Here is a 16,072-nt window from a genome sequence, read left to right as displayed (position 1 = left end):
TTTAAATTACCATCCTTGATTTTGGACTAAATTACTAGCCTTGACAATTTCTTGATAAGGAATGGGGCCATAGATCATATAAGGTTGAAATCTTCTTTCCTCCACATCTCTATATTCATATATTTTATTACCATCAAGATCACTACTGATAAACACCCCTTTAACACTACCATCGATGGCATCATTATCCATCCATCTTCGGATATCCCAAAATCTAAATCCTTCAAAACAAAGGCTAATTCTTCGCTCATTGTGAATCAAATCACGAAAACCATCTTGATCGAGACCTGAAAGAAAACCATCATCGGATATGCCAGCCCGTTGTCTTAGTTCAGCAATTTTATCTTTGGCAGTAAAGCCTAGATTTAATGGGTCAGCATCAGGGCCCCATGCCTCATTGGCCGCCTCTGCATAATTCAACAACACTTCAGTCATTCTCACCAAGGTATATGAATGAGGCGCATTCGTAGGTCTGGTTGGATTCAAGTTTATGCTTTCATTCATGAATTTTTTAAGATAATACCCTGTTCTCGTCGAAAAATCAGTAGCATTAATTCCATCTAGATCTGAAGTCTGGTCTGTCACCACTTTATCTCCACTAAAAGTCGAACCATTGTACACGATATAATCATAAAATCTTTGGTCTCGATTAGTATATGGATTCGCAACATCATATCCACTTTCAGGATGATTAATCGGATAACCGTTGGCCATTGGAAAAGCATCTACTAAATTTTGACTGGGATTGGTCCGTCCATAACCAAATTGTGAAGGAGGAAAGTTATTTTGTTCCCATGTTCTAATCTGACGCAAAGATTGATTCCATAGAATTTCCTTATTACCCGTTTCCTTAAAGAAAGTATGGTTGTCATCATAAAGTTCGCCCAAATCCTTCAACAAAGTACCGGCTATTCTCGCTGCTTCTTCCCAAGTCACATTGCTACCTTCAGCAAAGGCTGGACTAGCTGCCAATAAAGCAGTCCTTGCCTTGATGGCTCTGGCAGCATTTCCATTCAATCGATTTTCAAAACGCGCTCCTGAAGTCTCATTAAAATAAGCATTCTCTTCAGGATAATCAGGACCTACAGGTTTATTTTCCCAATTTGCAGGCAAAGACTCAATAGCCATATCACAGTCATCAAAAATACTCGCCACACATTCTGCAATTGTATTTCTCGGCAAATTCCAATCATCAGAAGGATGTAAAGAAGAATTAATAATTGGGAAACCAAGCATTCTTCCATCGGCCGCTTTACCTCCATGATGCTGCAACAATTTCAACTTATACCAAGCACGCAGTCCGTATGCTTCTCCACGCAATCTCTTCTCTATTAATCCTGCTCTTATTGCATTGGTCGCTTCATCCAATCTTTGATCGAGAGCCCATTGTACCGAAGGACTTATTTCTAAAAATTTATTGATCCTATTGATAATGGCTACATTGGAAGTTTCCCACTCTGATACAGGATTAAAAGTGGATCCCCATTCGCCGATTGCCATTCGCCGATTGCCCGAATTGAGATTATTGGTGACTGCATCATCAGTAGCCACATCGGTCTCGAAATAATAATCATTGGGCAATTCTTGATAAGCGCTCAACAATAGCCCCTCCGCATAGGACATGTTTGAAATTAAATCTTCTTCCGATATAAAGTTTTCGTTATTGGGATCCAAATAGTTCTCACAAGAAGTGAAAAGCATAAGAAATACCATTAACTGTAGCAAAAATTGTATATTTTTCTTCATCATCTTAAAAGTTTATATTTAGGCCCGCAGTATATGATCGCATTTGTGGTCTTGATCCAATATTCAGTTGTGTCTTTTCTTTAAGTTCAGATATTGTAGCAATATTGCTACCCCGCAAATAAACCTGGCAGGTTTCTAGTGAAATAAAGTCTTTCAAAGTATAAGACAATTGGAGGGTATTCAATGAAAACCAATCATTCTTGTAAGTCCAAAAAGTTGAATTTCGATAATTATTGGCTGATGTTTGACTAGTCAACCTTGGATAGGTGGCGGAAGCAGCGGTTTCAGGAGTCCAGCGGCCCAATACTTCATCTGAATATTTTCGATCTCCATATACCCAATAATAACTATTGGTGAACGAACGATCTTGACCATACTGACCAGTACCCAATGCAAATAATTCTAACGATTTATACTTTAAATGAAAGTGCAATCCAAGTTGTAATCTTGCTCTAGAATTCCCAATAATCTTGCGATCGGCATCGGTAATCTGACCGTCATTGTTCAAATCTTCATATCGTATATCTCCCGGTTGTACTTTGCCAAAGGTTTGTACTGGTGCATTGTCAATTTCTGTTTGACTTTGAAACAAACCAGTCGCAACGTAACCAAAAATACCATCACTTTGTTTCCCGGCAATCTGTCTGTAAGACTCATTCTCAGGATAAGTCAATTCATTTACTTCCAATGCCTTAGGAATTGAATAAGAAACATTACTACCAAGACTCACATCAACCTTTCCGACCTTTCGATAATAGGTAAGATCAAACTCTAAACCTTGTGTTTGATAGCTTCCAAAATTTTCCAATGGAGGTGATTCAAAATAACTAGGCAAAATATTACTTCTACTTTGCAGGATGTCAAAATATTTATAGTAGAAATAAGAGATGTCTATACCAATTGAATTATTAAACATTTGAGTTTCAACACCCAAATTGAAGTTCATTTTTTTCTCATAATCCGCAAAAGGATTGCCAATATTAAGTATTCTTCCGTTGTTGTAATAGCTACCATGGCCATAATAATAATAACCATTATCGCTGTACCGATTGATACCATTATAGTAATCATTTACATTTTCCATGGTATTAACTACTGCCCAGTTCGCCCTTGCCTTAACGAAATCAAATACATCACTGTCTTTTAAGAACTTTTCTTCCGACATGATCCACGCCAAACCGATTCCTGGAGACATCGCCCATCGATTGGATTCCAACAACTTCCCAGAACCTTGATAAACTCCAGTCAACTCAGCCACATATTTATCTTTATATATATAATTAGCCCGCACACCAAAATGCAAATGTTTATTGACCTGAAATACATCTTCAGAATTATACTGATCACTGTACATCAAGGTAGTGACCATTAATTTATGATCCTTTCCATAGTTTCTATTGTAATCTAAAGTTCCATAGATCCCAGCTCGACGATAGAATCCAACATCTTTCATGGTAGGTGATTCTACTTTCACATCCGTTCCATACTTCGACCATGATAGAATTGAACCATCTTCACTATATATTGGTTGGTAAACAGCATAGGCATTATCGATTCCATTAACAAAAAGATTATACATATCGAAAGAGAAAAATACCGAAGCACTCAATCCTTTGAGTATACTGCCTAGATCGAATTTTAATTTCGTACTCAATTCAATCTGTCTATCGATACTACTTTGTCGACCATTTCGAGACAATTCCCCATATACATTGTAAGGGTATTCTCTTGATCCACCCAATAGATATTGTCCATCAATTAATTTAGCTGAACTCAAGAGAGACTCGTCTTCTAGTAAGTTACTCGGAATAAGTATGGGTGCTCTATTGGGACGAATTTCACTTCCCATAGACCAAAAATCCAAACTACTTCGACTATATCTAGGAGAGGATGAGATATTAAATATGGCCGAACTATTGAACATCAGTTGAATATGATCGGTAATATTGTAATTAATATTCCCCCTCATATTAAGACGATTGGACTGTTCATTAGCCCCTTCCCCCACTTTGATCAAACCAGACTCCTTACTCCAACCAACATTGAGATAATACTGGCCTGCCTGATTACCTCCACTGACTTCCCCCACTATATTGTGATGAAAGGTCAAATCGTTTAGATAGTCTGAATTAAATAGATCTTCATCCGGATATCGAGTAGGATCTATTCCTTGACGAGTTTTTTGAATTTCATCAGCCGTATATCGTATGTCCAATCCATCATTGATCAAAGCCTCATTGTACAATTCCATATAGTCTGCCGCCCCAAGGTATTTAGGCAGAGAGATTGGACTACTTATACCTTTTTCTGCTCTAAATCGAATAGATTTTTTAAACTTATCACCCTTTTTGGTATTGATTAAAACCAATCCATTGCCAGCTTCCGAGCCATACAACATACTAGATGCCAAATCTTTCACCACAGATACACTCTCAATTTGTTCTGGATTGTAATTCGCAGCAGACCGAGGTATCCCATCGACAATTACGGTTGGGGCACCAAATTGTCTAATATTGGATGATCCAAAAAGACCAGCAAATCTACCAGAAATTATACTCCTATAACTCCGCTGTCCATCATAAAGCAAAATATCGCTTACATGTGCTGTGTTTACTGCACCTGCTATTTGCCTTTTATTCATTTTGCCAAAAGGCATATCGATGACATCCTCTGAATTACCACGATATAAACTCGGACTCAATTGAACCGTATCTACAATATCTATAGAATCGGGAAATATCCATTGACTCTCATAGCCTTCAGCCTTTAATTTAAAGGCTGAATTATCGACCATACTGATATCAATGGCTCCATCTTCATTAGACCACAAAGTACTTCCTATATTTTCATTCAACACTGAGACATTGCTTATACCATGACCTTCATCATCAATTAATACGATGGTCTTTTGAGATTGTCCCATGGACACAGAGGAAATAAACAATCCATAAATGGTGAATAATACTATTATCTTTATTTGTAATTTATTCATAATTAATTTTTTTGAATCGCATTAAAAACCATTAATCCCAACCTGGATTTTGGTACATTCCTTCATACAGTAAGGTCAAATCTCGTGGAAGCGGTAGCCAATAATGTGTAGGATCATCAAACGTATTTACTCGAAATTCCGTTCTCACAAAAGATGATGGCGTCCATTCTTTGTCAAACTTCAGGTCTACTACGGTCTTATTTTCAGGTAAATGACCTATGTGCCAACGTCGAAGATCAAACCAATAATGACCTTCAAAACACAATTCTACATTGCGTTCATTCCGCAACAACTCCATAAAATTTTCATATTCTGATGGATTAGCTGTAACTGTAGGCATTCCCGCTCTCGTTCTAATAAGATTGACTGCATCCACTGCCGTCAAGTCCGCTCCAGGAGCACTCCCATCCGGACCATAGGCTGCGGTCACCGCTTCGGCATAATCCAAATACACCTCAGCCATTCTCATTCTAGGGGTTGCAAAAATGAAACTATTCCAATCTTTATCGATGTGGTTAATTCCCTTATCCCAATATTTTTTCACCAAATATGGTAGAGCTATAGTTCCTGTAACACTCTTATCGCTAGCCTCCCCATATACTTGATCGTAAAGATTTAACTTAGTCTGTGGATTAAAACCATGCTGGTCTCTGTCTACAAGGATATTCGCTCTAAATCGAGGATCTCTATCGTTCCATCTCCTTTCGTTATCCCGATCGTATTCTTCTTTATAACGAGTCCCATCAGCCATTTCAAATTTGTCAATAAATAACTGATTAACAGATTCTGTATTACCACCTCCTCCTAATCTTGGTGGCCCCCCATATATGTTACGAATAAACCCTACCCAAAGGTTTCCTCCTCTATCTCGGTTATCCGTTCGTTGTAATATTGTCTCCTTGGTCCACGGTTGCTTACGATTGTCATTTTTAAAAAAATTATCTGTATAATTTTCCCAAGGTACTAAGGCATGGGTATTGGTCACTTCATTTAATTTTAAAAACTCCCACCCTGTTTTAGCAGCTATTTCTGCATAAGTCTTATTATAACTATAATCATTCCCTGAAAATTTATTCATCAATGGACTTGCAGCATATAATGCATGTTTTTGCTTAAAAGCTAAAGCGGCAAACTTAGTTATTCGCCCGACATTCGATCCTGGACTCTCACTACCAATGTCAGTTTCATCCCAATCCGTAGGTAATAATTCGATGGCCTTGTCGTAATCTTCTAAAATCCGATCTGTACATTCATGATAGGTAATCCTAGGTAAATTAAGTTCATCGTCCGCTGCAAATACGGTGTCGACAAAGGGCATGCCTCCAAAAGCAGCTATAATTTCTCCGTGAAAAAAAGCTCTAAAAAAGTACAATTGCCCTTCAATTAAATCTCTTTCCTCATCGGTTGCATCTTGGAGCAAGTGCATGTTTTTCAGTCCAATATTGCATCGTCTAATTCCACGCCAACCGCCAGACCAAACACCAGAAGTGGTAGGATCACCAAAACTTATGGATGATCTATTATTGCGAAACAAAGAAACGGCACTTGCATTTACAATATTATCATATCGACCGTTGGAGGCATTCGTGGATGGAGAATAGCTAAGATACCCCCATGTATCAGGGCCTAAGTTCATACTAGATGAAGAATAAACCTTATGATAATCTAATATCTCTGCATAATTGGGATCCACAAAACCTTGAAAAGATTCATAGGTTGAGAAGATATCAGCTTCGTCAATTTCAGCTTCTGGTGTCTTATCGAGATATTCTTCGCAAGAAAAGAAAGCTATGACCATGACAAAATATATCAAGTAATTATATTGTATATTCATTTTATTATTTTTAAAAATCAAAACTAATTCCTAAATTAATCTGTCTACTTGTAGGGTATTGTCGTCTAATATTAACTTCTGTAGTGATTTGCGGAGCATCTAAATCTTCCCTCATATCAGAAATTAAGATTAGATTATTACCTCCCAAGGCGATCCGAATATTGGATAACCCAGCTTGTTTCAATATTTCAGATTTAAGGTTGTATGCCAATTCTACACGTTGCAATCTCAAATAAGCTCTCGACTGTTCAATATAGCCAGAGGTCCCACTACTATTGAATCGTAGGCCTGCTAAAGTTGCATTCTCCAAGTTGTTGAATTCTGGAGACCAAGCATCTTGTCTATTGTAAGGATATACATTGGACAAAAGATTAACAAAATTACCTCTATATGAATTTATCCCACCAGCTATATTATAGACACCATACCACTGCGTATAAAAAGACCAGTTCTTTAAATCCATTCCAAAAGAAGGAGAATAGGTGAATTGAGGTCGTGTAGGATAGCCATAAGGTACTTCGTCATTTGTATCAATGATCCCATCTGCATTGTAATCAATAAGTGCAAAATCGCCTGGAAGTGAATTAATAAGGCCTACTGTTTTCCAAGGAGTATTGTATATCTCATTCCATGTTTGCATTGGATTTTCATACTGATTAAGAGTCACCCTAGGTTGACCAATCTGATATCCTGCTTGTTTTTGATAATCTGGTTTAAGAAGAGGATCTCCTCGCTTGATGATTTTATCTTTAGCAAATGTCCAAAGGTGGTTAAACCACACATTGACGTTCTTGTTCCAACGTTTTTCGATGTGGAAATTAATCTCCCAACCCCAACTATCAACTTCACCAATATTTTGCGAAACCGCATCTTTACCAAAGTAGTCCGGCTGAGGAATCTCACTGCCCGTCATAAAGATATCGGTCCGATTTTCTTTAAATAACTCTACATCTACGGTTAACATATCATCAAAAAAACCAGTCTCGATTCCAATATTTTGTTTATATGCCGTCTCCCAATGGATATTTGGATTACCCGTTACCCCTTCATATCGGAATGGATAAGACTCTTGTATATATGGTGCTCCAAATTCCCACTGATCTTCGCGACCACTTCCATTTTTGGCAATCCAACTACTGACATATAACCAACGCTCGATACCGGCATCACTCCCAATTTTTCCATTTGAGTAACGCAGTTTTAGCTTGCTCACGACTGGAGTTAAAGGCTCGAAAAACTTCTCATTGGAAATCGTCCATCCCGCTCCGAATGACGGGAAGAAGCCGAATCTATATTTGGTGCCAAATTTTTCTGACCCATTATAAGCAACATTGACCTCTAGATTATATCTTCTATCGAATCCGTAGGTTGCTCTACCCACCCAATCTTCTCGGTAACTGGTAAACTCGGAACCATAGTTTTGTTCCTGTCTACTCACTAGGCCCAGTCCAGAAACTGAATGTTTCCCAAAATCTCGTTGATAATTAAGTGAAAACTCATAATATAATTTTCTAAAAGTTTGATTTGAAGTGGGGCGTTCTGTGCCGTATTTATTTTGCGGCAATACCCAATCTAATCCATGATTTCCTCCAGAAATTGGGAACTCCCATAAAGTATATTCATTTTCAAGCGCTTGCAATTCTGCTTCCGACATACTTGGTTGGATAGCATCAACAATTTCTCGCTGAATATATTTAGTTACATTACCATAACCTTGCACATTGGGACCATTGGTATCAAATCGGTTGTCAAAAGAAACTTTTGCGTTAGCAGATAAGCCTTCAGTTAATATATCCAATTTTTGATTTAAAATAAAATCCGTAGTTAGATTGGTTCGCTTGTTTTGTGTAAATCCAAAGGTATTAAACTCATAAAGACCATTAATAAATGGACTATAACCATCATTATTCGCCCAAGTACCATCAGAATATTGTGGTGGGAAAAGATCGGGTGGCATAGAGTACATGGCTAGCCATGCTGAGTGCTTACTCCCTCCCGAAGGTTTATTTTGAACAGCAAAGTACCCGGCCAAATTTGCGGAAAATTTAGTTGTAGAAGTAATATCAAAATCTAAATTACTTCGAAAGTTAAAGCGATCAAAAGCAAAACTCGGTTCATACCCTTGATTAAAATCACCAAGGTTTAGTAAGTCGCCTTCGTGTAAATATCCCAAAGATCCAAAATACTTAACACTCTTTGAACCACCACTAATGGTAACGTTCACGTTTTGATCAGAAGAAAAATCTTTAGTAAATTCTTCTACCCAATCAAAATCTGGAAGATACTCCGGGTAGGTTTGATCGCGATAATGCTCTAACCATGTTCCTGGCACCACATAGTTCCAAAGTGATTCCTTTAGAGGTACCTCATTCATAATGGCATAGTTTTTCATGGTATTTGCATAATAAGAATTCTCTCTATGCATAAATCGGGAGAGGTATTTAGCGTTGACATTGGCATCAAAACTCATCTTTGGAGCTCCTTCCTTACCTCTAATTGTCGTCACCAAAATAACTCCATTCGCTCCCTTTACCCCATAGACCGCAGTAGCTGAAGCATCTTTGAGTATCGACACACTTTCTATTTCATTGGGATTGAGTTGTTGAAAATTTCTTTCTACACCATCGACTAGGACCAAGGGGCCAGCATTGTTCCATGTATTCTGTCCACGAATATATAAATAAGCATTGTCGTCATCCGTGCCTTCAAAATCCACACCACCAGGACGACCAGTAGTTCGAACTACCGACAAACCAGGTAACTTTCCAGTAAGAGCCAATCCTAAGTCAGCACCTTGAAGAGACTGTTTAATCTCATCGCCGCTTACATCTGAAATAGCACCGACTACACTTGATTTCTTCTGAATACCATATCCCACCACCACTACTTCATCTAAAGTCTGAGAATCTTCTTGCATAACAACATTAATTTTGATTTGCCCTGACACTCTCATCTCTATGGTTTGATATCCGATGTAAGAAAACACCAACACATCATTTTCATCTACATCTTTTAAAGAGAATTCACCATTGAAATCAGTAGCCGTTCCCATTCCATTCTTACCCTTTACCAAGACATTGACACCGATAAGTGGTTGTCCTGTTGCATCAGTCACCACTCCTCTGATATCCTTAACGAGTCTTTTATCGGCCACATTTAGAGGAAAAAACGTTAACAAAGGCTTCACTGATTTCACCCTCCGATTCTCTACGATCTTATTTTGCTGTGTAATAATACCTTCAAGATGTTGAATCATTTTTTTCAATGATTCCATGCCTTCTTGATCATTTTTATATAAAATGACATATCGATCTTCCAATATGGTATGTTTGAGATTGGTTTGATCTAATGCCGAATAGAGCACTGCCTGTATATTCTCCTTATCGATGTCCGCCACCTCTATTTCTACCGATTCGATAATTCGACGGTCATAGGTAAACAATACATCGAATTGTCGCTCCCATTCCTGAATCATTTCCAGCAAAGGCCGCTTTTCTACATCACTACTCCAACCTATGCGAATTATATCCGATCCGGTAGCAGAAAGCTCCGAATGAAAGAGCATAGAACAACATAGCAATTGCAGTATGACAAGGGTAAATTTCCTGTACATATACATTATTTTAATTTGAAATAAAAAGTTTAACTTAAATCCTATTCGTTCTTTCGGACAACAATGGCATCTTCTTGTTCTATCAATTCAATCGACAAAGCCAATTCTAATGCCATGGTCATAACCTCCCAATTGGCATATGGCAAACCCACATTCATCGGTATATCGACTAGGGAAGAATCTTCAACAACAAATTCTTTACCATAGATCCTACTTAAATCCTTTAATATTAGTCCAAGAGACTGATTACTATATCGAAGCTCTCCCTTAGTCCAACTCGCGGCATATCCTCTTTCCACGCCTTCCTCCTTCGTTAGCAACTGATTTTCCTTCTTATAGATCACAAAATCACCTTTCTCCATAATTATATCCTCTTTCTCTGAGGTAGACTTCAAATTCAATTTAATCTTACCTTCATATAAATAAACTTCAGGACCAATGGAACCTTCCCTTACATTGAATGATGTACCCAACACTTCAATTTTAGTATTAGGGGAATTAACACGAAGAGGAAAATCTTCCATTCGTGCGATATCAAAATAAGCCTCCCCCGTCATTTCAATATTTCTCTCACCCTGTTTTTCCCAGTCTTTATTCCATTTAATAGTGGAATTGGCATTGAGCAACACTGTACTTCCATCAGACAAATGAACTTCCTTGGTCTGGGCATTATTGGTATGGTACTCTTCCCAAGAATCATCTTCCAAAGTAGATTGTATTCCGTAAAAACCCAATAACAACAAAATCCCAGCAGCAACCATCCACCAGTTTCGATGCTTCCTTAGCCTCCTATTTTTTAATTGCAGATGTGTTTCTTCTCCATCATTTTTCCAGGTCGCAGTCAATGAACCATCTATGAATTTATTTATCTCATTCAAGCTCATAGTATCTAACATTTCATCCAATTCTTCTTTGGACAAATCGTTGCTCATATATCGTTGATATAATTTTGTTATCCGATTTCTATTGTTTTGTTCTTTATTCATTCTAATGTTAAATAATTCTTCCGTTTAGGTTAACGACCAAAACTGATTGTTGTGCTTATATATTTGGCAAACGAAGTAAGGAACACAATGTCCCAATGAAAATTAATTTTTTTTAAAAATATTATATTATAACTTTGGATTACTTTACGTTTACTTAATACTATTATATAACATGGAGATTACATTCCTATGGAAAATATTGAATCCTTATTAAAAACTTACGAGAATAAACTATATGGTTATTTTCTAAAACATGTTAAAATACAGAGTGTTTGCAAGGATTTCACCCAGGATATCCTTATTAAAATATGGATAAAAAGAGAGAGTTTGGCCAAGGTTGAGAATATTGACAACTATATATTTACAATGGCCAGGAATCATATATTAGATCACTTGCGCAAGGCAAAAATAGATCACAATTATCGCCAACAACTCCATACTGAAATGTTTATCCAGCGACCTCAAGCCCTTAACAACATTATTGCAGCAGATCAAGAAAAATATATATCCAGAATCCTCAATGAATTGCCGCCAAGACAAAAGGAAATATTTGAGTTGAGTCGACTAAAGGGTCTTTCCCATGATGAAATTTCAGAAAAATTAAATATTTCCAATAAAACAGTTCGAAATCACCTATTCGAAGCCATGAAATATTTACGTCAAAAAGTAAATATGGATGCTATCCCATTCATAATATTCTTATTACATTGCCAACTATAGCTAGATCTTAAACACTATGCTACAGAACTATGTATTATTTAAGAATCCAACACAACAATACCACGATAGAATTTCACAATAATTGGTTGGGGGAAGAAGTAATTATTGTCAACGGCCATCAAGTTTCAAAAAAGTTTTCCATCCTCGGCTGCCAACATTATTTTTCCATTAGAGAAATGGATGAAGAGGCTCATTATATACTGACCACAAAAATATCCAACTCTATGTCAGTAGCCATTGATCTAGAACGCAATGGTCAAACTATACATGAAGATTTACCAGTCAAAATAGGTAGTAAACCCAAGTCAACCGTCAATAAATATAAGTTGGCCGGTTTGCAAAAACTTCAGCAATACGACATCGAAGAGGCCATTGATTTATTTAAAAAAGCCATTGATTTTCAACCAACGGATTCGGAAATTTATTTTCATTTGGCCTGTAGTTATTCCAATATTGAATCCACAAGAGAAGGATTTGAAGCGTTACAAAAAGCCGTAGAATTGGGATTCCCTCACCTAGAATCCATCCTCAGTCATGAAAAACTAGCATTTTTAAGGCTGCAAGAAGGGTTTGATTCATTTTTGGAAAGTGGGTATCGGGAGATTCCCAGTCATATATAATACGAATTAGATTAATACACAAAAAAAGCGTTGACCTCTTTTCTGAGATCAACGCTTCTACTACCCAATGCAATGAGTAAAATATCTAGACAATTAAGCTTATATTTTAGGTTCCCATCCTTTCTCATAGGTTCGAGACCATAATTTTTTAGCCTTTCTATTGTTTTTAATATGACCATTGGATGGATCACATACCAACATTGAATCCGTTCTATAAGCAATATTGGCCAAGTGACACAACAATACACTTTTTGCGCCCTCTTCGATTGGTGCTGCCAATTCAGCTTTTCCTCTAATCCCGTCAAAGAAGTTCATCACGTGCATAGTGGACATATCACCACCACCACCTAAGGCAGTACCTGCTTCATTGGATTTAGATTTGCTATCTCTGACCAATTTTCCTTTTCTATCGTACAATTTAAATCCACCTCTATCTACATATACCGTACCTTCGGTACCGTAAATTACTGTACCTCGACCACCACCATAAGTGTTATAGCCATCTCTACTTTTACCGTCCCACTGGATGGTTTTATTTCCTTGGAATTTAAATGTTGCATCCATAGTGTCGTACATTTCCCATCCATCGTCTAACCAATGATTCTTGGCAGCATCGACAATGACTTTGTTAGGAAAGTCCACTTGCAATGCCCATCGCGCCACATCTAATTCGTGAGTCGCATTATTCCCTGTCTCAGCAGTTCCATACTCCCAACCGTACCAATGCCAGTTGTAATCCCAAGTATTGTCGGTATACTCACGTCTCGGAGCTGGACCTTGGAACAATTCCCAATCCAAACCTTTGGGAACAGCTGCCTTGGTTTGATTAACTACTTTATCTCGTCCACTTGAGTAAAAGGCTTTAGCTCTGAAAGCTGTACCGATAACCCCATCATGGATATCTTTGATAATTTCAATACTCTCCAATGAAGATCGTTGCTGATTCCCCATTTGGATAATTTTGTTATATTTTTTCTGATACTCTACCAGTAATTCACCTTCTCTAGGATTGTGGCTACATGGTTTTTCAACATATACGTGTTTTCCATTCTCCACGGCCAACCAAGTACCTGGTGCATGCCAGTGGTCGGGGGTAGCATTGATAATAGCATCTACTTCGGGATCTTCAATCACTTTAAAAATACTGTTTTCCAAAGTGGGTTTGTAATCAATGTATTTTGAAAATTTTGCCGCAGCCTTTTCTCGCTGTGATTCCATTACATCGCATAAATACTTAAGACGAACATTGGATTTTTTATGCGCAATTGGTGCATAATAAGCTCCCAACCTTCTACCCAAACCTATAATACCAATATTTAATCGATCGTTTGCACCCAAGATTCTTTCGTAGCTCTTAGCAGAAACTCCGGGTACGGTTAACATAGATGCACCTGCAGTTGCCAATGCCGACTTTTTAATAAATGTTCTTCTTGAATTACTTTTACTTCCCATATTATATAACCTTTTTTAACAAAAATTTCTATTTCTCATCTTGGTATATAAAGGTCTTCTATTGCTACCGTAAAGGTTTGCATAAAATACCCATTCCATATTTTCGAATGACCAAAATAACTTCTTTTTTTCTTTAATCAAAAAATATTCCAATTTTACATTTATCACAACAAAGGTTATAAGAAATAAAAAAGTCCAAAATCAAAGCTTATCCCAAATAGAAAAACTAAGAATTTTGGACTTTATAATATTTAGACCAAACAATGATTTAAAAAACCATTAATCGTCTACGAATTATACCGTTTCAGGAACAACATATGGAGCCCGATACTTTCTTGTGAGCATCATATTGGCCTCATTGTTGTCAATAAATTTCTCAAACTCGCCATTGAAACGCAAAGATTCCCCTACTCTAAGAGAAATATTGGCAATTAAAGGCAATGCAGATGACATATGACCTACTGCGATATCGCAATTAAGATCAAATCTATTGCCCGATCGAACACCATCTATAAAGTTGGCAAAGTGACCGCCACTACTCGGTGCAGTTCTAAAGCTTGAATCTCCACCCACAGCAGCACTACCTTCAGCCATATCGGATCCTGCGAAAGGCTTTTCTTCTCTTTCTCTATATGCTTTCCAAGTACTACCATTGACTTCTAACCAACCTTCAGTACCGAAGAAAATGTTACCTATTTTGACTCCAGTATTGGCTTCACCACCTGTATATCTACCTCTGGTTTCGAATTCCAATATTTTGCCATCTTCATATTCGAATACCGACATTTGTGTATTAGGGGTTTCCTGTGAACACTCTTTCGGAGATACTCCGAATATTCCTCCCATAGATTGAACTTTTACAGGGTGAACTTTCTTACCCAATCCCCATCTCGCTACATCAAATTGGTGAGGTCCTTGATTACCAGTATCTCCATTTCCTGTATTCCAATGCCAGTGCCAGTTGTAATGACCTCGCTTTTCGTTATACGGACGGTATGTTGCTGGTCCTAGCCACATGTCGTAGTCCAATGATGCTGGTGGCGCACTATCTTCTGCAATTCCGAAGGAATCTCTGGGTTTGAAACATGTTCCTCTTGCCATAAATACTTCCCCAATTCCACCGTTGTGCAAGAATTCCATAGCCTGCATGACGTTACTGATGGATCTATTTTGGAAACCTACTTGAACTACTCTGTCGTATTTTCTAGCAGCCTCAATCATTTTTCTCCCTTCCCATACGTTGTGTGAACTCGGTTTTTCAACGTATACGTGCTTCCCTGCTTGACATGCCCAGATAGCTGATAATGCATGCCAGTGGTTGGGAGTAGCTATTCCTACTGCATCAATATCACCGTCGTCAAACACTTTTCTCATGTCTTTTTCAGTACCCGGTTTTTTACCGTTCTGATTGGCTGCAGCCTGCTTAATTCTATCCGCAAAGGTGTCTGAATCGACATCACAAAGAGTTTTTATCTCTACTCCACCTCCATACATACTGGAGAAGTTTTCAATTAAAGAACCTCCTCTACCTCGGATTCCAATAATTCCCATTACCACTCTTTCGTTGGCTCCTACTATATTGCGATAGGATTTCGCAGAAAAAGCGGGTACTCCCACCGCTAATCCGGCAGCTCCAGCAGCTGTTTTTTTAATAAAATTCCTTCTATTGCTCATTTATTTATTGATTAATTGTGAAAAATTGACATTTAATTATTTGCTATTCAATCGATTAACAGTATTCCAATCCAGAACCGCAAACGTTTTAAATTAAATAAGTAAAAATGTCGCATAGCCCGGGGAAGACTTTACCGAAGTTGTATAAAACGGAATATAAACTAAAAATACACAATTACATAAAATAAAACATAGATTAATGCTAAATTAAAACTGTCGGAGAATGGAATTTCAATATTCGACAACGATACAAAACCCAGAAAGCCAAATATTAACACAGAATACATTTAATTTGCAAAATATTTTCTATTTATCTAGATCAAATAACTAAAATTGAAGTATACTTTTTGGTTTACTAGTACATACCTCATCATGTGCAAGCGTTTTAAAAATAGATTTAAATAATTTGACTTGAGGACAGAAAAGCCTTTAAAT

At 37.5% G+C, this 16,072-nt stretch carries 9 protein-coding genes; 2 read left to right on the top strand and 7 right to left on the bottom strand.

Going from position 1 to position 16,072, the window contains the following annotated elements; all coding sequences use genetic code 11:
- Positions 1 to 6: 6 nt before the first annotated feature.
- Genes LVD51_RS01180 through LVD51_RS01160 form a run of 5 tightly spaced genes read right to left on the bottom strand, consistent with a single transcriptional unit; the run spans position 7 to position 11,171 of the window.
- Complete coding sequence (locus LVD51_RS01180) at positions 7 to 1,749, bottom strand: RagB/SusD family nutrient uptake outer membrane protein (protein ID WP_236969340.1); 1,743 nt, start codon at positions 1,747 to 1,749, stop codon at positions 7 to 9.
- A 1-nt stretch (position 1,750) separates the two neighbouring features.
- A complete protein-coding gene (locus tag LVD51_RS01175; RefSeq protein WP_236969339.1) occupies positions 1,751 to 4,738 on the bottom strand; it encodes a SusC/RagA family TonB-linked outer membrane protein in 2,988 nt (995 codons plus the stop codon).
- A gap of 31 nt (positions 4,739 to 4,769) precedes the next feature.
- Entirely contained in the window at positions 4,770 to 6,572 is a 1,803-nt protein-coding gene (locus LVD51_RS01170; RefSeq protein WP_236969338.1) for a RagB/SusD family nutrient uptake outer membrane protein, read from the bottom strand.
- Positions 6,573 to 6,582: 10 nt separating this feature from the next.
- The gene (locus LVD51_RS01165; protein WP_236969337.1) at positions 6,583 to 10,185 is read right to left on the bottom strand and encodes a SusC/RagA family TonB-linked outer membrane protein; all 3,603 of its coding nucleotides are present in this window, start codon (positions 10,183 to 10,185) and stop codon (positions 6,583 to 6,585) included.
- Positions 10,186 to 10,226: 41 nt separating this feature from the next.
- Positions 10,227 to 11,171 (bottom strand): FecR family protein, encoded by a 945-nt coding sequence (locus LVD51_RS01160; protein WP_236969336.1) that lies wholly within the window; start codon positions 11,169 to 11,171, stop codon positions 10,227 to 10,229.
- A gap of 189 nt (positions 11,172 to 11,360) precedes the next feature.
- On the opposite strand from LVD51_RS01160, the gene LVD51_RS01155 reads away from it, so the two are divergent.
- Positions 11,361 to 11,891 (top strand): RNA polymerase sigma-70 factor, encoded by a 531-nt coding sequence (locus LVD51_RS01155; protein WP_236969335.1) that lies wholly within the window; start codon positions 11,361 to 11,363, stop codon positions 11,889 to 11,891.
- 29 nt (positions 11,892 to 11,920) lie between these two features.
- Entirely contained in the window at positions 11,921 to 12,511 is a 591-nt protein-coding gene (locus tag LVD51_RS01150; RefSeq protein ID WP_236969334.1) for a hypothetical protein, read from the top strand.
- Positions 12,512 to 12,610: 99 nt separating this feature from the next.
- On the opposite strand, the gene LVD51_RS01145 is transcribed toward LVD51_RS01150, so the two are convergent.
- Complete coding sequence (locus LVD51_RS01145) at positions 12,611 to 13,963, bottom strand: Gfo/Idh/MocA family protein (protein ID WP_236969333.1); 1,353 nt, start codon at positions 13,961 to 13,963, stop codon at positions 12,611 to 12,613.
- Positions 13,964 to 14,257: 294 nt separating this feature from the next.
- Positions 14,258 to 15,637 carry a Gfo/Idh/MocA family protein gene (locus tag LVD51_RS01140; RefSeq protein WP_236969332.1) on the bottom strand — a complete coding sequence of 460 codons (1,380 nt, stop codon included), beginning with the start codon at positions 15,635 to 15,637 and terminating at the stop codon, positions 14,258 to 14,260.
- Positions 15,638 to 16,072: the final 435 nt, after the last annotated feature.

Origin of the sequence: Membranihabitans marinus (genome assembly GCF_021729155.1) — a bacterium.
In the GTDB taxonomy this organism is placed as follows: domain Bacteria; phylum Bacteroidota; class Bacteroidia; order Chitinophagales; family Saprospiraceae; genus Membranihabitans; species Membranihabitans marinus.
The sequence above is the reverse complement of the archived record's forward strand: the minus strand, read 5'-3'. Positions and strand labels throughout refer to the sequence as shown.